This is a genomic window from Hymenobacter sp. BT491, assembly GCF_014349165.1.
Taxonomy (GTDB): domain Bacteria; phylum Bacteroidota; class Bacteroidia; order Cytophagales; family Hymenobacteraceae; genus Hymenobacter; species Hymenobacter jejuensis.
The window spans coordinates 1079579-1101873 of the sequence record NZ_JACSJJ010000002.1; the positions used below are offsets into that span (position 1 = coordinate 1079579).

Here is a 22295-nt window from a genome sequence, read left to right on the forward strand (position 1 = left end):
TTATTTGATTAGCAAATAGTTGTAAAAAGGCCTCCCAAACGTGATTTGGGAGGCCTTTTTGTTGGTTGCCTGTGGCTAGTTGCCGTTACTTATTGTTCTTCAACCATTTGCCCAGGACACGCAGTTGCGCCTCCGTAGGGTTCGGAAGCTGCTCGATCCGGTAACGCTGATTGGTGCTGGCCAGCAGCGGGAACGTGAGCTCTTTGATCTGCCCCTCGCGGGTCACCAGCACCGTGACTTTAGTGCCCGCCGGACGCCCTGCGAGCGCTTTGCCGGGATCGTCGGCGAGGCGGTTGCCGTCGATGGCAAGGATCTCGTCGTTTACGCTGAGGCCGCCCTGCCAGGCACTGCCGTCGCGTACTACGCTGGTTACGATGTATTTACCACCCGTGGCGGCACCCAATGCGCTAACGTTGGCGCCCGTAGCCGTGACAGTAGCCCCCAGCATGCCATCGGCCGAAGCAGGCGTCTGGGTCACCTTCAGGCCAGCGTAGCCCAGTACCGTGTTGTAGTCCAGCGTTTGGGTGCCGTAGACGCGGGTGCGGAAGAAATCGTCGAAACGGCGGCCGGCCACTTTGGCTACGGCATCCTGAAACTCCTCGTCGGTGAAGCCGCGCTTGCGCTTCTGGTAATACTCGGCGTAGAGGTAGCGCAGCACGTCGTCGAAGCGTTTTTCGCCGTTGGTTGCGTTCAGCACCATCAGATCAAGCTGCCCTACAAGGAGTTGTCCCTTGTCGTAGTAGCTGATGCCGATGTTGTTGGAGTTTTCGTTGGGCCGATACTGCTTGATCCACGAATCAAAGCTCGATTCGGCGGCCGACTGCACCTTGTTGCCGGGCGTATTTTCGACGCGGGTAATGGTGTTGCTGAGGCTAGCCAAGTAGTTTTCGGGCGTGGTAAAGCCGGCTCGTTGCACAATTTGGTCGCCAAAGTAGCTGGTGCCGCCTTCGCTGAGCCAAAGCATGTGCGTGTAGTTCTCGGTATCGTAATCGAATGGCCCTAAGGCAATTGGCCGAATGCGCTTCACGTTCCAGAGGTGGAAATACTCGTGCGCCACCAAGCCCAAAAATCCTTTATAGCCCGCTTCAGTAGCATACGAGTTGCGCGAAACAGACAATGTGGTGGAGAAAAGATGCTCTAAGCCCCCGGTGCCACGGTCGATGTTGTGCACAATGAATAGGTAGCGATCCAAGGGGTTCTGTCCCACAACGCTCTGCGCCGATTCGCACACGCGCTTCATGTCGCCTAGCAGGCGCTGTTCGTCGTAGCGAGCGTCGCCGTACATGGCCACCGTGTGCGGGGTGCCATTGGCTACAAACGACAGGATTTTCTGATTGCCGATTTCGATAGGCGAATCGGCCAGCTCGTCGTAATTGCTCGACTGAAAGGTAAACGGCGCGGCGCCGGAAACCGGCTTCAGGCTGGTCGAAACCTGCCCCCAGCCCGCGGCGGGCTTTACCGTGAGTGTACTTGCAAGTTGCTTGCTATCAGCCGGATACATAAATACGCTAGTACCGTTGAGGTAGCCGTGCGAAGCATCAATGAAGCTGGTACGCACGCTTAGCTCGAAGGCATAGACGCTGTATTTTACCGCAAAGTCTTTCGTACCAGCGTGGTACACGCGCCAGGTATTCTTGTTGATTTTTTCGGTGCGGAGCGCTTTACCGGCAGCCGTTGCCTGAAAGCCTTCGACGTTTTTGGCAAATTCCCGCACCAAGTACGAGCCGGGTGCCCACACGGGCATTTTTACGTCGGTGAATTGTTTGCCGAAGCCACTGAGGGCCATTTCGACTTCAAAATAGTGGGTTTGTGGGGCCGGCATCGAGAGGGTGTAGCGCAGCGAAGAAGCCGCGACGGCTGGCCCAAACTGGCCCAGCGCCAACACCAGCACGGCCGCCAGCAAGAGGCGGAAACGAGAGTGGGGCATGAAAAGTGATAAGAGTGAAAGAAGTAAATTCATTCCGACGGCAAAAGCCGGCAGAGGTTGCAAGGTACGGCTGAAAATGGGCCCCTTGCCAGCGTTTTCAACGCAAAGGGCTGCCTTGCGCAGCATACCCGGCGGAACCCACGGCCAAGCTCTGCCGTTAGCAAGGCCGAAGCAATCGTTTATCTACCACCATTTTCACCTATGCGCTACGTCTGGATTGCTTTTCTGAGTTTTGCGGTCGTGTTGCTGGCACTATTAGGCCGGCAGCGGTTGTATCCGGCTGGCTCGACGAAATCGGCGCCGTTGGTGCAGCGTATACCCGTCGAAGCGCCGGCCCGTACCGCCGTTTGGGTTGACAACCGCCCGGCGGTCCGCGCCGATAGCGTAGTGCAGTATGCGCTTCAGCACATTGGCACCAATTATTGCTACGCGGGCAGCACCCCCGAAACGGGCTTCGATTGCTCAGGCTTTGTCAATTACGTGTTTGCCCATTTCGGCGTGCCGGTGCCTCATTCTACGGCGCTGCTGATCAATACGGGCCGGCCAGTGCCGCGCGAAGAAGCCCGCAAAGGCGACATTGTGGTATTTACAGGCACAGCCACCACTTCTACCACGGCCGGGCACGCAGGCATTGTGATTTCGGAGCCGGGTCAGCCGCTGCGGTTTGTGCATTCGTCGTCGGCCCGCAAGGAGTCGGGCGTCAAGATCAGCACCGTTGAGAACACCGATTACGAGCGCCGCTTTATGGGGGTGCGCCGGGTGCTATAAATTCGATTTAATATAAGATATTGATTATCAAGCACATAAAAGAGCCGTTCCGAAAGGGCGGCTCTTGCTGTTATAGAGGATGGGTACCCCTGAAAAAGCGATACCCGGTTTGCCTATGCACACTCTACAGAAGAGTTGCTGGGCAAACCGGGTATCTAATCCTTCAAATCTTACCAAGCGACGAGTCTGGGGTACAGCCCCGTCATCTCCTTATATAGGTAAGACCATGCCGTAATGCGGGAAAGAGCCGTAAAGAAAGGCTAAATCCGCGCTAAGCTGTTGTTAAGCGCGTCCGGCGGTGAAGCGGACTACATTCGACAGGCTTGGCAGGATTTGGTTGGGACTACTAGACATTTTGTACCTCCTTTCTTTACGTTTCACATAACCCCGGCCGGGCTTCCCAGTACCTTAGGGCGGCGTGGGTCGGGGGCGTAGCACTCACTACTGGTGGGTAAAGTTAAAAGAGCGCGGGAAGGTTCAAAATTAAAAGGCCATTTTTTATAGCGAAGGGGCCCTATTTGGCCCATATGGCTGATTATCAGGTACATTTTCTCCAAGCAAACTAGCAAATATTGCTAAATCTGTATGCCTTCCAGGCTTGGCCTCAAACTTGCAATTGTGCTTGCAACGCTTGCCTCCTCCGCGAGCCATCCAGATTCAGGAGTTTTCCCCTATCTTTTCCCCCAAACCAGTCATCTTCCCTCCCATGAAAAAAACCCTGCTCCTGTGTCTAACGATGCTGTTAGGCTTCGTTGGCGTAGCCAGCGCACAAACTCTTTCGCCGCTGGGCGTATGGACCAACGGCGAGAAAAAAGCCAATTTTGAGATCTACCAGTGCGGCAACAAGCTGTGCGGCAAGATCGTGGCGCTGACCGTGCCCAACGACCCCAAAACCGGCAAGCCCAAAACCGACTCGGAAAACCCCGACCCCAAGCTGCGCTCGCGCCCCCGCCTGGGCCTCGTGTTTATGAAGGACTTTGTGTACGACTCGGACAACAAGTGGGACGACGGCAAAATCTACGATCCGGAGAGCGGCAAAACCTACTCCTGCTACATGAAAATGCTGGGCGCCAACTCGATGGAAGTGAAAGGCTACATCGGCTTTTCGCTGATCGGGCGCTCACAATCTTGGACGCGCGTGAAGTAACCCAACGGCGGCTTCTGCTCGTATTTATACAGCGACTTCCCAGCTCGGGTGGTCGCTGTTTTTTTATCTTGCGCAAATACTGGGACCTGCCAATGCGCAGTCCATTCGTGTAGTAAAGCCGGTACGCTGTTGAAATATCTGTGGGTGGGGTTGTTGCTGTGGTGGGCGGCGGCGCCCCAAGTGGGCTGGGCCCAATCGGCATCGCCGGTTGGCATCTGGGTTGACGACGTAGCCGAATCGCACATCGAAATTTATCGGTGTGGGGAGAAGCTATGCGGCCGCATCGTCTGGCTGAATCAGCCACAGGATTCCGTAACGGGGCGGCCCAAGACCGACCTACGCAACCCCGACCCCGAAAAGCGCAGCCGACCGCTGCTCAACTTGGTAGTGGTGCAAAACCTGACGTACAACGCCAGCGATGACCTCTGGGACGGCGGCGAAATCTACGACCCGCACAACGGCCATACCTATTCCTGTTTCCTGCGCCTGGACCGCCAAGACCGGCTGGAAATCAAGGGATACATCGGTTTTTCCATGATCGGCCGCTCCCACTACTGGTCGCGGGTCGCGAAGTGAAGTGCGGCTAAGACGTATCGAATTCCAGAAGGAAATTTAATAACTATTTGACAATAAGATAGTTATCAATATAGCCTTCTGGGTGCTTAATAAATCTCCTCGATGCAATAACGCTTGCCGCGGAAGTCGAAGGACTCCCCGGTGCGGCTCGACGACATGGCCTGAAAGAGCGGCGAGAAGGCCGAAATGGCGCAATACGGCTCGCCTTCGACCTGGATTTCGCCAATGCTCACCGAAATATAAAAGCGCTGGTCGTTGGTGACAACTACTGAGCCCAGTCCCGGCTGGTCTTTGGGCGGACGGGCTTCGGGCACGCGCTGCAACACTTGCAGGCCCGAAAGCGCTTCGTCGAGTTGGCGTGCATACAAGTCGCGCTGAATATGACAGGCCTCGCGAAACGACTCAAACTTATCTTCGATGGCGCCCTGACTTTCGTTGGCGCTTTCCTGCACGTCGAGCATAGCTTGGCGGGCGGTGTCGGCTTTCTGCTGCTGCACGCGGCGGCATTCGGCTAAGAGTTGTTGTTTGAGTGTAGTGCGTTGTGTGACAGTCATAGGTTGCTGATTAACAGATAGATCAAGTCATAAAGACGAGCCTTCTCAAACCAAGTTGCTCTTTCTTCTTAGAAACTATTTTGCTGGGCCCGTGTTTGCACTCAGATCGCGAATCTCTCTCCCGTTTTGTTGAATTTTCTAAAAAAGCTCTTATCCGCTGACCGCGGGGCTGACTTTACCAACTGGCAACCGTTGGAGCGCACCCCCGCCGAGCAGACCGCCCACTCGCAGTGGGTGCACCAACGCGTATACCTTAACTGGATGGGGCCGTTTTTCAAAGCCTACCATTTCCGCAAGGCGGGCGTCACGGATCGGGGGTTTCGGGTGCAGCTTGCCGATGAATGTGGCCGGTACGGGGCACTGTTTTTTTTCGATCCGAGCATCGGGCCGGGCAACTTTCGCCACTTGTTCGATTTTATTCGCGATCGGGTGCTGGCCCTGGGTTATAACCTCTCTACCTCCGACCGCCGCGTGCTGCACCACCCGCGCTACACCGAAACCATCGAGAAGCATTTCCTCAAGCCCCAGCCCAAAGACTGCACCGTGACGGGCCGCTGCAACCAGCGATTCGGCACCGTTACCGTCGATCTGGTGAGCATCAACGGGCAGCCGGGCTTCATTCGCTTTTTCAGCAATCCTTACCAAGACAACATTTTTACGGTGGCCAAATCGTTTGATGAACTCATGGACGCGGTGTTTAACCTGCCGCCCGCCGACGCCGAAGTGCAGGCCCGCATCAAGGAGTACGCCAAAGCGTAAGCAGCTTTAACTCTGCTTTTCACACTAAAAAAGCCCGATCCACTGATGTCGATCGGGCTTTTTGCTGGATTTAGAAGAGCGTTTAGAGGCGCACAAACCGGCTCTTCAGTACTTGCCCTGCGTCGGTAGTCAGCCGCAGTTGGTAAAGGCCCGAAGCAAGATTACGTGTATCTATTTGACTATCAATTACTTGCAAATTCTGCTGTAATACTGTCCGGCCCAAGGCGTCAATCACCTCGGCGTGTGCGGCGGCTGGCAAGCCGGCTACCTTCAAATAATCGAAGCAGGGATTGGGATAGATAGCAAACTCGACCTCGACGGGAATCCCCAGCGTTTCATCTCGTTGCACCGTCGAGGACCCTTCGAGCACCCACTGGTTTGGGTCGATCTGGAGACTGATTGCGGTGCCGGTGACAGGCAACACGACTTGCGTAGTGGGCTGATTCTGGTGAAACCGGACGACCTGCACTCCGGCGCTGGTGGTGATGCCCAGGTCAAGATCGGTGTCGAAAAAGGGGGTGGTCGTGGGCCAGGAAGCAATCTCCACGGAGCGCACATACAGCTTATCCCCCACTTGATTCCAGAAGATGTTAAACGAAGGATAGCCTTGCCCACGGTACCACTGCTCGAAAAAGTAACCCAGCGGCCGGCCGGCTTCGGCCTCAAATACTTTCTGCAAATCGGTGGTGCGCGCCGTCCGACCGCCGTAGGTGGTTTGGTACGTACGCAGCGCGTGAAAAAACTTGGCGTCGTCGTTGAGCAGGTAGCGCAGCATATGAATAACGGCCGCCCCTTTCTTGTAACTCAGACGGCTATCAAAAATGCGACTCGTGAAGGTAGTGTCGCTTACGCGCACGCTGCCATTGGGCACCCGTTGCGTAGTGTTGTGGGCGTCGTCCATCCAGGCGCGGGCTTGCGCCGGGGTGCCCAATGCCTCATACGACAGGTACTCGCCATAGGACGCGAAGCCTTCGTTAAGCCAGATGTCTTCCCACGAAGCGCAGGTTACGTTGTCGCCAAACCACTGGTGAAACAGCTCGTGGGCCGTGAGGGTGAAGCTGAAGCCACTTTGCGTGGTCATGGTTTGGTGCTCCATGCCCCCGCCGATGGGCGCCATGCTGTGCCCGTATTTCTCCTTGGCAAACGGGTACGGACCAACCAGCTTTGAGTAGTTTTCGATGAAACCCGGCGTGCGATCGATCTCGGCGCGAAAGTCGTTGAGTGCCGCCTGATTGTAGACATAGTTGACAATCGGGATGCGTGCGCCCCCGACGGGGTTGGCGTAGTTTACATACTCCGCATAAGGCGCCACGGCCACCGAAATAAGGTAGTAATCAATGGGATAGCGCTGCTTCCACTCGTAGCGGCTTTTGTTGTTGGCCAAGGGTGTAACGCGGTCGAGCACGCCATTGGAGCCCACCTTGTTGGGGTTGGTGGTGGTCACCCACACGTCCGACGAATCGGCTTTGTCGGTGAGCACCTGCTTGCAGGGCCACCATTCGTAAGCATAAAAGGGCTCCGACAAGCTCCAGGTGACGTTGGTGTTGTACTGCGCCACCAAAGCTGTATTGAGCGCGTAATCGACTGCGGGTGGCAGTTGGCCGTTGGGCACCGCCGCGCCGTGGTAATAGATGTAGGCGTTGAACAGCGAAGCTGCGGGCACTGCCTGGGCCATCCCCACCGTTACATCACCGACACTGCGGCGCACGCCCAGGCTCCGGCGGCCATTCACCACCACCGAATCAATGACCAGCGAAGGATACAGCTCAAAAGCCAGCGAGTCGAGGGCCTGCGTGGCGCGGGCCTGCATGCGGGCGTAGCCGGCCACGTTGCGGGACGTGTTTTCGAGCGCGATGTCGAGCTTGTAATAGGTTACGTCGTAGCGGTCCATCTTCCGCCGGTGGCTCACGGTGGTCGCGGGTTTGAGCAGCGCCGTAGTCGAGCGAGACTGTGCACACATCAGGGCAGCGTCGGGCACAGGCACTGGCGTACGCGTCTGGGCGCGGGCGGCTGTCATCAGCGTCCACAACAGCAGGGTCAGCAATAGGGATAGGTTAGGCTTCATGCAAGCGTTAGGAAGTATAGCACTCCCCAGTTAACATCTTATATTACAGATAGTTACCTTAATCAAAATACCGACTACGAAAGTACGAGGTCGGAACGCGATTTTGTATCTTGTAAGGAGAACGCAACTTACCTTATTGTCTTCTGCATGAACGCATTTTTACAACGGTTTTCGTTCCGAAAGTACGCGGGCTTGCTGCTTTTGCTGCTAATGAGCCAAGTAGCCTACGCCACGCACATTGTCGGCGGCGAGCTGGACTTGCAATACAAATCGGGCGGCAGCTACCAGCTGACCCTGACGCTGTATTTCGACGCGATCAATGGCAGCCCCGGCGCGCTGGACAACGACCTGACAGCCACCATCTTCGAAAAAGGGACCAACCGCCGGATGCAGGACATCGTGTTGCCGCTGACTAATAATACGTTCGTGGCCTATACCAACCCGGCCTGTACCTCGCCCTCGCTCAGCACCCGCCAGCTTATTTACAGTCGCGCGATTGACTTGCCGGCTGCCTCATACTCCAACGGCACGGGCTATTACGTGGCTGTGGAGCGCTGCTGCCGCAACAACGGCATCAGCAACATCGTGGCGCCCGGCGATGCCGGCCAGACGTTTTACCTGGAGTTTCCGGCCGTGTCGCGCCGGGGCCAGCCCTTCATCGACTCGACGCCGCGCATTTTTCCGCCCCTGAGCGATTATGCCTGCCGCGGCGAGCTGTTCTACTACAACTTCGGCGGCCAGGATATAGACGGCGATTCGCTTGTGTATGAGTTGGTTACCCCGCTGAACGGCCACTCCACGGCGGATCCTACCAACTCCAAGCCACTGGCGCTGCCTGCCCCCTACGGCAACATCACCTGGAATGCGGGCCTAAGTGCTACCAACCAAATTCCGGGTACGCCCACGCTCAGCATTGGCCGGCAAACGGGGCGCTTGGAGGTGCGGCCGTCGCAGCTCGGCTTGTTTGTGTTCGGCATCCGGTGCTCGGAATACCGCAAGGGAGAGAAAATTGGGGAAGTGCGCCGCGATTTTCAGTTGAAGGTGCTCAACTGTCCGCAAAACCAAGCGCCTTCCCTGACGGTGCGCACGACGGGTCGTACGAGGGCCTACCGCGAGGGCATCGATACGTTGCGGCTGACCACCAGCAACCGCTGCGCAACCCTGCGTTTCACCGACCTCGACCCAGCTTCACGACTGAGTTTGTCGTTGCATCCGGTCAATTTTACGGGCGCACTGCCGGAGTTGTCCCTTGCGCAAGGCACCGTCCGGACGCAGGGCGCACCCGACACGCTGGTTTCGCAGCTGTGCTTTCCGGCTTGCCTCGATACCAAGGGCAAGGTGTATTTACTGGACGTAATTGTGGCCGACGACGGCTGTAGCCTGCCCAAACGCGACACGGTGCAGGTGGCATTTACGTCGCAGCCCGACCCCAATGCAGCGCCCTCGCTGGTCAGCACAGCCGGCCCCACGTTTCCGCTGCACGTGCGGCCAGGCGCTACCATCACCTTCGACCTAACCGCCACCGACCCCGAAAACGACCCACTGACCCTGGAGATGACCGGCCGCGGATTTGCGCCCACTAGTTTGGGCGCGCAATTGGTGCAGGGCATCAGCAACAACCAGCTACGGGGTCGCTTTACGTGGCGCGCGCCCTGCCCAACGGCCAGCAAGTCGCTGTATGAATTTGAATTTACGGCGGCGGCATCGCCCTGCAACACCAAGCAAACAGCCAGCGTGGTTGTCCCCATCCAGATTGATTATCAGAACGTGGGCCCTACGCTGACCAGCTCGCAGCCGCTTGCCCTGACCGGGGAAGCCCCCGTGGTGGTACGACGGCCGCTGGGCGGGACGTACGAAGTAACGCTGGAGGGCCTGGATGCCGACGCCGACCAGCTGACGCTTACGGCCGCCGGCAAAGACTTCGATTTGGCCGCGGCGGGCATGAGCTTCGAGCCTCACAACGGGGCTGGCCGTGCTACCGGCGTCTTCCGGTGGCAGGCCAGTTGCGATGCGGTGACTGCGCTGGGTGCGCTGGAAGTTACGTTTCAGCTTCAGGAAGCCACTTGCCTGCCCAAACCCCAGATACGCATGGTGCGCTTTGAAGTCACAAATACGGATACCGCCAGCTTCTTGCCGCCCAACGTGTTCACGCCCAACAACGACGGCAAAAACGACTTTTTCACCATGCCGGCCCTGCCCCCCGACTTTTGCGATTCGCGCTTTGCCGTCATCCGGATATTCACGCGCTGGGGCAACGAAGTATACCGCACCACCGACCGCACCTTCAGTTGGGATGGCGGTCAGTTGCCCTCCGGCGCGTATCTCTATCTGATTGAGTACACGAATAAAAAACGCTTTAAGGGTTTGGTCACCATTGCGCGATAAAATAAATACTTATATATCAAGTACTTAACTTTGAATTAATTGTATAAAAAAGCTCCAGCGTGTCGGCACCGGAGCTTTTTTTATGCAGTTGATTTGCTTCAATATAAGAAGAGGAACATCGCAAACAGCAATACCCACAACCCGTCGATGAAGTGCCAGTAGATGCTGACCATGCGCAGCTGGAGCCGGCGGTACGGATTGCGGATAAACACCAACGTCCGGACGCCGTCGCGGGAGGCGTGCAGGGTACGCAAGGAAAGCACCGTCAGGAACAATACGCCGCCTAGCAAGTGAGCCACGTGCAAGGCCGAAATGATGTAGACGTACGTGCCGCTGGCCTCGCCCGTAAACAGGACACGCTGCGTCATCAGGTCGTGCCAGCCCAGCACTTGCAGCCCGGCAAACGTCAGCCCCAGAATCAGGGTCGCGCCCAGGCACCGGGCCAAGTTGGTAACGTCGTCTTGCTGGTACAGGCGCCGGGCTTGGCTGAGCGTGTAACTACTTACTAGTAAAACGATTGTGCTAATGGAAAAGTAGCGCGGAAACGGGTGCAAGCCCGTAGGAATGCCGCTAAAAATGCGCGTCCGGACGTACATCACCATCAGAATGGCGAAGAGCACGGTGATGCCGATCATGCCCAGGTACAGGAGCATGAGCAGCGGTGGCACCCGCTCCATGCGGGCAAAGGCAGAGGGTGGACGGCCTGCCCCTACTTTGTCTTTATGTTCTTTGTCAGAATTCATCGGGTGGTGATGGCGCGTATGTCTTGGCAAACCAAAAAACGGGCCTTTAGTTCCGAGCCGGACCTCTCCAACCGCACCGTAGGCCTTCTGAACAAGGTACGCAAAAAACGAGCGGATGGCTAGCTCTTTTCGCGGTTACTCGCCCCGAAAAAACGAGCCTAGTTTACCCAAAACGGCGTTGAGCGTAATCTTCGGACTACGCCCGACGCCGAAGGTCACGTAGGTTTTGCCGGCCACCCGCAAGTCGAGCACCAAGCCCAACCGCCGGGCCAGGTCGTTGAGCTGCTGCAAGGGGTCGGGCGCGTTGGCGGCCTTGGGCTTTTTTGGCGCTCCTTTGGGCGTACTGGTGAGCTTGTCGAGTACGCGCTGGCTCGGTATATTAACGATCAGGTACGTGCCCGAAGCCGCCACCTGAATGTCGTCGCCGTCGTGCGAAATGACTAGCCGCGCCTCAATTTCGAGCGCGTTAGCCAAGGGACGAAGGAGTAGCTTGGGGCAACGCCGCCGATGGATTTTCACCGCGCGTGCGGATGCGCAACGAGCCGTTGAGGCGCCACGTCGCAGGCGCTGCATTAACATTCTGACTATTAGGAACTTGCAATTCCATCTGATCGAACGTAAACGAGAGTTCTACGCTGCCCGAAAGCTTGGAAAGTAAAGCGGCCGCTGTGTCGGCCCAGTTAGCGGCGGGTTGTTGAGAAGAATCAGCCATGAAAGAGAAAAAGTAAGGGGTAGTGGCGGTAGAGAAAAGTTGCGCTTTCGCTTACGGAAAAGCGCAAGTTGTAGGTACAATTTCAATGTTCGGTGCTTTCCCCACAACATTATTAAATCCGTGGTTTAGCTTAATCCAAATAATTCTACTTACGTAAGCGTTTTACGCACCCTTGCCGCGATCCCTCTTCCTTTCGTTATGCCCCGCCCCCGCTCCTTCCGCCCCTTAGTTGCCGGCTTTGCACTGACTGGTGCCGTTTGCTGCACCAAACCCGCGACCTCATCCGAGCAGGTGCGGGCCGTCAGCGAGCCGGTAGCGGCCCACACTCCGCAAGCGGCACTGCCCACAGCCGTCGACTGCGCGCACCCTTTTGGCCTCTCCGACAACATGGAGGTTGTGTATGAAATCAGAGATGCCGCTGGCAAACCCGCCGGCCAAGTGCACAACCGCGTGGTGCGCCCCAGCACTGATACCAGCAAAGAGAAAAAGCAGACCGTGACGCTGAACAATGTGTTGCTGAAGAGCGGCACCTATGATGAAAAAAATAAACTTCTTCATCTTCAGGACCTTACCTTCTTCTGCCGCCGCGACACGAGCTTTACCGATGGCATGGCCCAGATCAACTACGACGCGCTGAAGTCCTTCCGCGACCGCCGCCTTGCCTACACGCCTGTGCCGCTGGCGTGGCCCAATCAGCCCACAGTCGGCAGCCAGTTGCCCAGCGGCGGCGTCACCATCGACGTGAGCAGCTCGGTAGTGGCCATCGCGAAAGTATATACCACCCTGCGCAACCGGCGGGTGGTGAGCGGCCCCGAGAAAATCAGCACGCCGGCTGGCACGTTTGAGTGCTACCGAGTAGAAGCCGAGCGCGAGCAAGGCACTGCCCCGCACGCCGATCTGGTGCTACGTAGTGTGGGCAGAGTAATCGATTATTACGCGCCCGCCGTGGGCATCGTGAAGACGGAAGTGTATAACAAAAACAATAAACTGGAGCAGACGCTTACGCTGGTATCGCGGAGCGGCGGGCAGTAGTAGCGCAAAAACGCTATTTTAGGGCGACTGTTCTTCTGACCACGCCCTTACTTTCCCGCCCATGCTGCGCAACACCTTTATTGTCAATGCATTACTAATCGGCTTACTGGGCTGCCAATCAAACACGCCGCCCCAAAGCGCGACGGCAGCCGCAAGCACAACGGAAAAGGCCGTAACGGGCAAAACCTACGGCGCCGCCATCACCAGCGCGGGCGCAATTCCGGCAACCGAATTGGCCAAAGTACTCGGCACACAGGATTCGGCGCAGGTCAAGCTGATTGGCAAAGCCAGCGAAGTGTGCCAAGCCAAAGGCTGCTGGCTCACGATGCAAACGGCCAGTGGCAAGCAAATGCGCGTGCGCTTTAAGAATTACGCCTTTTTCGTACCCAAAGACATCGCCGGCAAAACCGTGGTCATCAACGGCTGGGCGCACCGCGAAGAAGTGCCCGTCGAAAATTTGCAGCACTACGCCAAAGACGCCGGCAAATCGGCGAAGGAAATTGCCGCCATCACCAAACCTGAGCAACAGCTTAATTTTGAGGCAGATGGCGTGTTGGTACAGGAGTAACCACCCGACTTTTCCGACGACCTACTCCCCTGAGGCTACCCGAAACGGTAGCCTTCTTTTTTGCCCCAACGCCAAAACGCATGGCTTAAACCAAGCCGACTGCCGTATTTTTAAGCGTCTGAATCTTCGTTTTCCTTTGTCCTTTTGTTCACCCGCCGTTCAGACGCACTTGTTATGTCCGACCCAACTTCCCCGCAGGAAAGAATAAAGACCCTCACCCAGCGTCTGCATCACCTTAATTATCAATACTATCAGAACGACGTGTCGGAAGTTCCGGATCAGGAGTTCGACCACATGCTGGCAGAGCTTCAGGCCTTGGAAAAAGAATTCCCAGAGTTTGTGCTGCCCAATTCGCCCACCCAGCGCGTTGGGGGCACCGTCACCAAGCAGTTTCCGACGGCCTTGCACCGCTACCCCATGCTGTCGCTGGGCAACACGTACTCGGAGGCCGATCTGCGTGACTTCGACGAGCGGGTGAGCCGCGGCCTGGAAGGCGCCGACTACACGTACGTGTGCGAAATGAAGTTCGACGGCGTGGCCATGAGCCTAACCTACGAAAACGGCGAACTCACCCAGGGCGTCACGCGCGGCGACGGTACCCGCGGCGACGTGGTCACCAATAACGTGCGCACAATCAAGAACTTACCTCTCCATCTGCGCCCAGCCCCAAACCAACCGGCCGAGTTTGAGGTGCGCGGCGAGATCTTCATGCCCATTAACGTTTTCGACGATCTGAACGCGGAGCGCGAGCAAAACGGCGAGGCTTTGCTGGCCAACCCCCGCAATGCTGCTAGTGGCACCCTCAAGCTTCAAGATTCGGCGATGGTGGCCGCACGACGGCTGCGATTTTTTGCGTACAGCTTTCTGAGCAGCGGCCGCACCTTCCCCACGCACAGCGCGTCGCTGGAAGCCCTGAAAGCCTGGGGGTTGCCGGTGTCGGATACGTGGCGCCTATGCCATTCCATCAACGAGGTGTTGGACTTTGTGCATCACTGGGAAAAGAAGCGTTTCGAGCTGCCCGTGGCCACCGACGGCATCGTGATCAAGGTCGATGACCTGCGCCAACAGGAAGTTTTGGGCTTCACCTCGAAGAGTCCGCGGTGGGCCATTGCCTATAAATACCCGGCCGAAAAAGCCCGTACGCGCCTCAATTCCATTCAATACCAAGTGGGGCGCACCGGCGCCGTGACGCCAGTAGCCATGCTTACGCCCGTGCCGCTGGCCGGAACGGTGGTAAAACGGGCTTCCGTACACAACGCCAACCAGATAGCTGCCCTCGACTTGCGCATCGGCGACATGGTGTTTGTGGAGAAGGGTGGCGAAATCATTCCTAAAATCACGGGGGTTGATCTCACCGCACGCCCGGCCGACAGCGAACCGATCAAGTACCCCACCGAGTGCCCGGCTTGCGGCACGCCGCTCATACGCCCCGAAGGCGAAGCGCACTTCCGCTGCCCCAACGACGAAGGATGCCCGCCGCAATTGAAAGCAAAGCTCGAACACTACGTTTCCCGTAAAGCCTTGAATATCGATGGATTGGGAACCGAAACGGTGGGTCGCTTCTTCGACTTGGGGTTGGTCCGGACGCCGGCCGACATTTATGACCTCACCGCCGCTACGCTGACGGGCCTAGAGCGGCTGGGCGAAAAATCCATCAACAACCTGCTCAAAGGCGTCGAGGCCAGCAAGCAAGTTCCGTTTGATCGGGTGCTGTTTGGGTTGGGCATTCGCTATGTGGGCGAAACGGTGGCCGAAAAGTTGGCTGCGCATTACCGCACCATCGATGCCATGGCAGCCGCCTCAGCCGGTGAGCTCGCCGCTACGCCCGAAGTGGGCGGCGTTATTGCCGAATCGCTGGCCGAATGGTTTTCCGACGCCAACAACCGCGAGCTAATTGAGCGGCTGCGCGCGGCGGGCGTGCAGCTTGCCCTGACCGGCGAGCCGCCCCGTGCCCAAAGCGACCGGTTGGCCGGCCTCACCTTTGTGTTGTCAGGTGTATTTGAGCAGCACAGCCGCGAAGAGCTGCAACACCTGATTCAGCAGCACGGCGGCAAAGTAACGGGCTCTATCAGCAAGAAGCTCAGTTACTTAGTAGCCGGCGACAAAATGGGCCCTGCCAAACGCGAGAAAGCTACCGAACTGAAAGTGCCCATCATCAGCGAAACCGATTTGCTGGCCATGATTCCTTCTGACCTCGAAGCCGAAGACGATGTTGCCGGCGCTGATGCCGATGCGCTTTCCCCGACTGGCGACCCAACACTAACTGCGCCTGCCGATTCTGCCGCCGAACCAGGCAAGCAGGGTTCGTTGTTCTAGGCATTTGCCTTAAAAGTAGAGTGCTCCGATCGTTCGCACCTTTGACGTGAATGGCCGGAGCAACTTTTTTATGCAAATATCTGACAATCAATTATTTAGTAATTTACCCACGTAAAAAGGCACGTTAGCCGTTCCGATACTGCCTTGGTCATCCGCGACCGTCACCATCAAACGATAGGGGCCCGCTTTGGCCGGCGTTCGGATGGTAGCACTCAAGCCTTCGGAGGCTTGCACCGCGTTGGGCACCGGCAGGGGCGCTGTATGCAGCTCCGCCGGCTCGATGGAAAGCGCAGGTTGGTCGTAGTCGGGCACAACGCTCCACCGGATCGTGAGCGGGTCGTTTTCGGGGTCGAAAGCGGTAATGGTGGCCTGATACGGTGTATTGGGCTTCAGGATAATATTCTCAGTATCAATCTTTTTGTTTAGGCTGACTGTCCCGATATACGGGGCGCGGTTGGCAGGATAGCGCCCGGTCCAGAGGTGTTGCATCTCGTCGGCCAGCGCAGTTTTTTGCCCCGTCGCCGAAAACGTGCTAAACCACGACGACGTGTATTCCTGCTTTTGGCCCCAGTAAAACACGTACGAGCCCAAGCAGCGCGGATTATTGGCGATGACGTTTTCGTAATTGAGGCGCACAAACTCGGCCTTGGCGGAGCTGCTCTGCTCAAAAGCCGTCTTCCACTCCGCCGCCTGCGATTCCCAGTAGCCCGCCGCCCCAAATTCCGTGATCAGGTACGGACCATCCCACCCGTTGCGCTCAAATTTCAGCGGCACTTTATACAGATTCCGGAAGGCGTTGGTGGCAATAATATCGATACTAGGGCAGGTTTTGCGCATCAAGGCAAAGTCGCGCAGCGCTGACGAAAGCACCAGCACAGTCGGGTGGTTGGGGTCGAGTTCGTGCACCATGCGGGCCACTTCTTCTACGGCCTCCCACACCTGCACGCGGCCCTTCGAAGTGTTGTCGAGCTCGTTGCTGACGCCCCACATCAACAAGGCGGGGTGGTTGCGGTACCGCAGCACCTGCTCACGCAGTTCGGCTAGTTGGTGTTTGACAGCCACCTTATCGTAATAATCGAAGCCCTGCTGCCCCGTGCCCATCCACAGGCCCAAAGTCACTTTCAGTTGATTGCGTTCGGCCTCATCGAGCAACGTGCTGGCATAATCGGTGCTCCACAAACGCACCGAATTGCCGCCGGCCTTGTGCAGCAAATCATAATGCTCATAACCAGCCGCTCCTTTTATCTGAAAAGGTTTTCCATTACACAGCAACTGAAAGCCCTTAGCTGTGCGCGCCACTTTCACAACCATCGGCAAATTTTGCTTGCTTGCAACCTCGCGGGGGTCAGCTTCGCTCACTTCTGACACGGTATTTGCACTTTGGCAAGTCAGCAAGCTGAGGCTTATCCCACACAGAGTGAGCAGATTATGCAGCGCTATCATGGAGAGTATTCTTCTTAGGCAGAGTAATGCAAATTAAAACCTGATAAAGTTATATCTTAATTTCGATTATTACTATTTTTACGCTACTTTGTATACGGATTACTCTGTGTATGTATGGAGAATCAAGTGGTTAATACTATTGTAAAGCTCTGAAGAACAGCTATTTTAAATTACGTGGCAATGCCATTAACAGAACTATCGGCTCGAATGAACTTGGCAAAGCCCCTTGCTTCTGTTCCTCAAATCCAATCCCGAAATGCGTCGGGCTTGCGGGTCATGCATTTTTTGGTGGCCACCGGGATTCTGTTGCTAATCAACTTTCTGTGGTGGTTTTGCGATAAGCAACACATCGGCTATGCGCCACTTTTCTGGCTCCTGACCCTGTCCATGGGCTTTAAGCTTCTGCGCATGGTGCACGAGTGGGTGCATTACTGCGGGGTAAGCGAACTGGTGCGCCCCGACGCGGCGCCGGACGTAGTGAAGCAGCACCGTTTTACCGTCGATGTACTCACCACGGCCTGCCCCGGCGAGCCGCTGGCAATGTTCGAGAAGACGCTGCGGGCGATGCAAGCCATTACATACCCGCATACCAGCTACCTCTGCGACGAAGGCGACGATCCTGTGCTGCGCCGGCTTTGCGCCGAGCTGGGCGTTGTTCACGTCACGCGACAGGTTAAAGTTGACGCCAAAGCAGGCAACATCAACAACGCCCTGCGCCAGGCGACGGGCGAGCTGTGCGTGGTGCTCGACCCCGACCACGTGCCCACACCCGATTTTCTGGACCGGGTGGTGCCTTACTTTGTTGATCCGAAAGTGGGCTTTGCGCAGGTTGTGCAAGCTTATGGTAATCAAGCAGATAGTTTAGTTGCCCAAGGTGCTGCCGAGCAGACGTACCATTTCTACGGCCCTCTGATGATGGGGATGAATCGTTTCGGTACGGCCTTGGCCATTGGGGCCAACTGCACTTTCCGACGCACTGCGCTTGACTCCATCGGTGGGCACGCACCCGGTCTGACGGAGGATATGCACACGGCGATGCGTCTGCACGCCCACGGCTGGCAAAGCGTGTATGTGCCCGAAGTGCTCAGCCGCGGCTTAGTTCCTTCTTCGCTGGCCTCGTTTTATGCCCAGCAACTCAAATGGTCGCGCGGCGCCTTCGACCTGCTGTTTCGCGTCTATCCACGCTTATTCAGCCGTCTTACTTGGAGCCAGAAGCTCCACTATGCTACTCTGCCACTTTATTTTTTGGCGGGGGTCATTACCCTGATCGATCTGGTAGTGCCGGGCATTGCGCTGCTTATCGGACGGTTTCCATGGTCGATTGAGATGACCGGTTTCGCAGCGCATTTTCTACCGCTGGTTGCTATCGCCTTGGTAATCAGACTGTATTCCCAAAGGTGGCTACGCGATCCGCGAGAAGTGGGCCTGCACCTAGTAGGCGGATTTCTGCGAGCGGGCACATGGTGGGTCTACACGGTGGGCTTTGTGTATGCTATTCTGGGCATCAAGGTGCCGTATATTCCTACACCCAAGGAAAGCGCGCTGCCCAACGAGTGGCGTGTTTCGGCCCCCAATATTGCGGCAGGCTTGCTCAACTTGTTGGTGGTTCTCACGTTGACGCACGAGGATCGCCATAATGTGTATTCGTTGGCTATGACGGCCTTTTGCTTGTTCAACGCGGCTTCCATTTTTGCGTCTGTCGGCCTTGGCTTGCATCGTGTGCACCTTTCCCTGGCGCGGCTCGCAACCCGGGTGTCGGAATTACCGATAGCTGGCCGCGTGCTCGGCTTGCTGCAAGCGGCCAACGACGGAGTGAAAGCCTTACTGCGGCGCCCCGCAGTGGCCGCAACTTCGGCCGTCATGATTATGGGGTTGATGCTTACGGGCACCTTAGCGTTGCATTGGCATGCAAATCAGTACGTTGAATCGCCCACCAACTGGGCCTTGGATGGCGGGCCTACGCTTCACACAGGGATTGCGCTAAATCTAAAAGCCCATTCAGCAGCCTGGCAACCCGTCACAACTCGTCCCGACGTGGTAGCACTGGCTATTTCCGTATCCCCTTCCCCCGACTCCGTTACCTCCTTCCCAACCGATTGGGTGCGCAGCCAGCTTACGAATGAGCAAGTACCATTACTAACCTTTTCCTTAGGCACTGCCACCGCTCCTATCTCTCCCGGTTCTGTGGCTCTTGGCCAGCTAGATGCATATTGGGACCATTGTTTGCAAGCCCTGCAAAGCCTACAGCGGCCCGTCCTGATCCGGTTGGCTTGGGACCCTGCCTTGCGCAACCAATCCCCTTCTATTACGTCCGCAGCCAACATTGAGGCTTGGCGCCATGTGGTGGAGCGCTGTAGGCGCGGCAATGACTCCAATATTCTCTGGGTGTGGGATGCGCCTGCCCAGCCAGATTCTATGCGGTTTTACTACCCCGGCGAACGCTACGTCGATTGGGTGAGCATAGACTGTTCCAAACCATTTCGCAACGAACGCCCTACCTCCGATTCTCTGGCGGCCCTGCAAACCCGCTACGAGCAGTTTCGAGCAAGCATCGCACAATGCGAAGATTTGCATGGCAAGCCTGTACTGGTAGTTGGTCCTGCCATCAGACCGGACCGGTTGGCCCAGCAAACGCAAACCCTCGGCAAATCTTACCCAGAAATTAAGGCTGTCATTTTTGGCACTACCCCTATTCTTGAGCCCGTCTTAGCCAGAAATATAAATAATTGATATTCAATAACTTGTTCAAGGGCGGTGGGCCGGGCGCTTCAAGTACTTCCGGCCCACCGCCCTTGTATCTTATCCTTATCCAACTTATCCCACCCACATTTCCCTGCTTAAAAGCTGAACCACCTGTTTGTAGTCGGAAGAACAAGGAAGTTAGCAACTCTCTATTCTTATATTAATACAATAATATATTCTTCTAGTGTCAATTGCTATAATAAGCGCCTACCTCGGTAATAAACTATAACTGCTTACGCCGGCTACCTCTCTTCTAAAAAATTTATACAAGCGACAAACTGTGATTTTAATAATACGGCATTCTCAACAACGCTAAACTCATCATGTAACTTTTTAGCTGTATAAGACTTTGCATCCGTTAACAAGTATCCCAAAAATTATTTCTTAAATGCTAAATTCAAGATCAATGACCTAAAAATCATCCAAAATAGGATGATGCAAATATTAGATTTTAACATTCTGAACCTGTTCTTAAAATCTTTGAAAAATGTTCATATTTTAATATCGACAGCTATGCTATAATATTGAGCCTGAAAACAATAAGGGTTCAAGCATGAAGACACCGCTACATTTTCTCTTACTTTTCACCTGCCTTATTTCCTACCGTGCGCAAGCAACTACGTATTACGTAAGTGCAAATGGCAATGATAAGGGCGCTGGCACTTCTGTCGCGACGGCGTGGCAAACGATTGAGCGGGTAAACACTGCCAGTTTGCACGCTGGCGACCGCGTCCTGTTTGAAGGGAACCGCACCTTTACGGGTAGTATTTATCTAGGGAGCAAAATTCAGGGAACGAAAGCCCAGCCTATTGTGATCAGTTCCTACGGTAAAAGCCGCGCCACCATTGCCAGCGGCAAATCGTCTGGGTTCTACGCCTACAACGTCGGCGGAATTGAGTTACGGAGCCTGAATTTTGAAGGATCTGGTCGCCTTTCTAATACCGAATCAGGAGTTAGTTTTTACCTTGACTCTGTCGATACCCACTTCAACCATTTGGTTCTAGACAGCCTTGATGTGAAGGGCTATCGCTCATCAGGAATTTCGATCGGAAGCTGGAAAGGAGCAAGCGGGTACGATAATGTTCGGGTCACAAACTGCACAACACACGAGAACGGAGAAGCCGGCTTTTGTTCGTACTCCGAAGCCCTAAAAGCCCATCGCAACTGGTACTTTGGCACCTGCAAGTTCTACGATAATGCTGGGCGAGCTGAAGTGACATACACCCACACGGGAAGTGGTCTTGTAGTGGCGGGACTGGACGGAGGAATCATCGAGCATTGCGAAGCCTATAATAACGGCTGGCTAAATGCCAACCCTGGTGGCGGCCCCGTAGGCATCTGGGCGTATTGCTGCAACAACCTTGTTATCCAAGAATGCGAGTCCCACCATAACCGCTCGGGTACCATCGATGGCGGTGGATTCGATCTGGATGGCGGCTGCACTAACTCTATTATGCAGTACAATTATTCGCATGATAATGACGGCGGCGGCTATCTCCTATGCCAGTACGATGGCGCTCCGGAATTTAGTGACGTGACTGTTCGTTATAATATCAGCGAAAACGATGCACGGAAACAAGGACAAGGAGCCATTATGCTTTGGTCAACCGGAGCAAGCGGTGGAATTCGGCGGGCTAGCATTCACAACAACACGGTCTTTATTACTCCAAGTGCAGACGGATCCAAGCCGAAGGCTGTAGCGATTATAAGTGGAGGGATTTCTGACGTTGCCGTTACTAATAATATCTTACAAACTACTGATGGTCTTTCAGTCGTAAGCTCCCAGACTACGCAAGGCGTGCGTTTCCAAGGCAACTGTTACTGGGGCACCGACCAGGCGCTGACGCTGCAATGGGGAGGAAGCACTTTCAACTCACTCACTGAGTGGCGGACTGCTTCTGGGCAGGAATATGTTGGCGGCCACGCAGTTGGCTTCAACATCGACCCGAAGTTCACAGCGCCCGGCTCGGGTGGCACCCTGAACCGTTCTCCTAATTCGGCCTTAGCAGCTTATGTATTACAGCCTACCTCGGCTCTGATCGGGGCGGCGCTTGACTTGAATGCGCTGTTTAGCTACTCGCCCGGCCCACGCGACTTCTACGGCACGCCTACCCCGCAGGTAGGCCTGACGGGCAACGTTGGCGCTTACGAAAGCAACCGCGTTGTACAGGCAGCTCACAACTCTTCCACAACGCCAACAATTTGGTGTTCCGCTTATCCTAACCCTGTTCAGGATGCGCTGCATATCACGACTAATACCCCTGCTTCTGGCTCGATCACGGTGCGCCTTTACGACGGGCTGGGCCGCTTGTGCCGCACACACACAGGCCGCTCTAACGACCTGCTCATTCCGGTAAGAGACTTGCAAGCGGGCAATTATTTCCTTCAGGTTGAAAGCGGTGCGCAGCGTTTCGGTCAAAAAGTAATCATTGGCTCTAGCCTATAAGCTTCTCATACGCAACAGTTTATACATCATATTTTACAACACATTCTATATCAAGCATTTATCATTTATCAAAGAAGGCCCCGGCGCTTGCGCTGGGGCCTTCTTTTTTTAT

General features: G+C 55.8%; 17 protein-coding genes. 10 read left to right on the forward strand and 7 right to left on the reverse strand.

The window, feature by feature from the left end; genetic code table 11:
- Nucleotides 1–85: 85 nt before the first annotated feature.
- Nucleotides 86–1927, reverse strand: coding sequence for a M61 family metallopeptidase (locus H9I52_RS10345; RefSeq protein WP_262386001.1), 1842 nt, complete (start codon nt 1925–1927; stop codon nt 86–88).
- 201 nt (nt 1928–2128) lie between these two features.
- Between H9I52_RS10345 and H9I52_RS10350 the strand changes: the two genes are divergently transcribed.
- From H9I52_RS10350 to H9I52_RS10360, 3 genes are all read left to right on the forward strand, one after another.
- Nucleotides 2129–2695 carry a C40 family peptidase gene (locus H9I52_RS10350; protein ID WP_187453777.1) on the forward strand — a complete coding sequence of 189 codons (567 nt, stop codon included), beginning with the start codon at nt 2129–2131 and terminating at the stop codon, nt 2693–2695.
- 706 nt (nt 2696–3401) lie between these two features.
- Nucleotides 3402–3842, forward strand: coding sequence for a DUF2147 domain-containing protein (locus H9I52_RS10355; protein WP_139517343.1), 441 nt, complete (start codon nt 3402–3404; stop codon nt 3840–3842).
- A 129-nt stretch (nt 3843–3971) separates the two neighbouring features.
- Entirely contained in the window at nt 3972–4418 is a 447-nt protein-coding gene (locus H9I52_RS10360) for a DUF2147 domain-containing protein (RefSeq protein WP_187453778.1), read from the forward strand.
- An 86-nt stretch (nt 4419–4504) separates the two neighbouring features.
- On the opposite strand, the gene H9I52_RS10365 is transcribed toward H9I52_RS10360, so the two are convergent.
- Complete coding sequence (locus H9I52_RS10365) at nt 4505–4972, reverse strand: hypothetical protein (RefSeq protein ID WP_187453779.1); 468 nt, start codon at nt 4970–4972, stop codon at nt 4505–4507.
- A 126-nt stretch (nt 4973–5098) separates the two neighbouring features.
- Between H9I52_RS10365 and H9I52_RS10370 the strand changes: the two genes are divergently transcribed.
- Nucleotides 5099–5731 (forward strand): hypothetical protein, encoded by a 633-nt coding sequence (locus H9I52_RS10370; RefSeq protein ID WP_187453780.1) that lies wholly within the window; start codon nt 5099–5101, stop codon nt 5729–5731.
- Between the two features lie 82 nt (nt 5732–5813).
- Here H9I52_RS10370 and H9I52_RS10375 read toward each other — a convergent pair whose 3' ends face one another.
- A complete protein-coding gene (locus H9I52_RS10375; RefSeq protein ID WP_187453781.1) occupies nt 5814–7796 on the reverse strand; it encodes a M1 family aminopeptidase in 1983 nt (660 codons plus the stop codon).
- Nucleotides 7797–7943: 147 nt separating this feature from the next.
- On the opposite strand from H9I52_RS10375, the gene H9I52_RS10380 reads away from it, so the two are divergent.
- Nucleotides 7944–10181, forward strand: coding sequence for a gliding motility-associated C-terminal domain-containing protein (locus tag H9I52_RS10380; protein WP_187453782.1), 2238 nt, complete (start codon nt 7944–7946; stop codon nt 10179–10181).
- Between the two features lie 98 nt (nt 10182–10279).
- Here the strand turns inward: H9I52_RS10380 and H9I52_RS10385 are convergent, their stop codons facing one another.
- The 3 genes from H9I52_RS10385 to H9I52_RS10395 all read right to left on the reverse strand — a co-directional run bounded on the left by H9I52_RS10385 (nt 10280) and on the right by H9I52_RS10395 (nt 11636).
- The gene (locus H9I52_RS10385; protein WP_187453783.1) at nt 10280–10924 is read right to left on the reverse strand and encodes a heme-copper oxidase subunit III; all 645 of its coding nucleotides are present in this window, start codon (nt 10922–10924) and stop codon (nt 10280–10282) included.
- Between the two features lie 135 nt (nt 10925–11059).
- Nucleotides 11060–11398: a hypothetical protein gene (locus H9I52_RS10390; RefSeq protein WP_139517350.1), complete on the reverse strand. Its 339-nt coding sequence runs from the start codon at nt 11396–11398 to the stop codon at nt 11060–11062.
- Complete coding sequence (locus H9I52_RS10395) at nt 11391–11636, reverse strand: hypothetical protein (RefSeq protein ID WP_187453784.1); 246 nt, start codon at nt 11634–11636, stop codon at nt 11391–11393. The genes H9I52_RS10390 and H9I52_RS10395 overlap by 8 nt, the downstream gene beginning before the upstream one ends.
- A 198-nt stretch (nt 11637–11834) precedes the next feature.
- Here H9I52_RS10395 and H9I52_RS10400 point away from each other — a divergent pair, with 198 nt between their 5' ends.
- The 3 genes from H9I52_RS10400 to ligA all read left to right on the forward strand — a co-directional run bounded on the left by H9I52_RS10400 (nt 11835) and on the right by ligA (nt 15552).
- Nucleotides 11835–12668 (forward strand): hypothetical protein, encoded by an 834-nt coding sequence (locus H9I52_RS10400; protein ID WP_187453785.1) that lies wholly within the window; start codon nt 11835–11837, stop codon nt 12666–12668.
- Nucleotides 12669–12729: 61 nt separating this feature from the next.
- The gene (locus tag H9I52_RS10405) at nt 12730–13236 is read left to right on the forward strand and encodes a DUF4920 domain-containing protein (protein ID WP_187453786.1); all 507 of its coding nucleotides are present in this window, start codon (nt 12730–12732) and stop codon (nt 13234–13236) included.
- A gap of 174 nt (nt 13237–13410) precedes the next feature.
- The gene (gene ligA / locus H9I52_RS10410; protein WP_187453787.1) at nt 13411–15552 is read left to right on the forward strand and encodes an NAD-dependent DNA ligase LigA; all 2142 of its coding nucleotides are present in this window, start codon (nt 13411–13413) and stop codon (nt 15550–15552) included.
- Between the two features lie 87 nt (nt 15553–15639).
- Here ligA and H9I52_RS10415 read toward each other — a convergent pair whose 3' ends face one another.
- The gene (locus H9I52_RS10415) at nt 15640–16911 is read right to left on the reverse strand and encodes a glycoside hydrolase family 2 TIM barrel-domain containing protein (RefSeq protein ID WP_187453788.1); all 1272 of its coding nucleotides are present in this window, start codon (nt 16909–16911) and stop codon (nt 15640–15642) included.
- A gap of 291 nt (nt 16912–17202) precedes the next feature.
- Between H9I52_RS10415 and H9I52_RS10420 the strand changes: the two genes are divergently transcribed.
- Both H9I52_RS10420 and H9I52_RS10425 read left to right on the forward strand, forming a co-directional pair.
- Entirely contained in the window at nt 17203–19725 is a 2523-nt protein-coding gene (locus tag H9I52_RS10420; RefSeq protein WP_262386002.1) for a glycosyltransferase, read from the forward strand.
- Between the two features lie 565 nt (nt 19726–20290).
- On the forward strand, nt 20291–22183 hold the full coding sequence (locus tag H9I52_RS10425) for a T9SS type A sorting domain-containing protein (protein ID WP_187453789.1): 1893 nt from the start codon (nt 20291–20293) through the stop codon (nt 22181–22183).
- Nucleotides 22184–22295 lie beyond the last annotated feature (112 nt).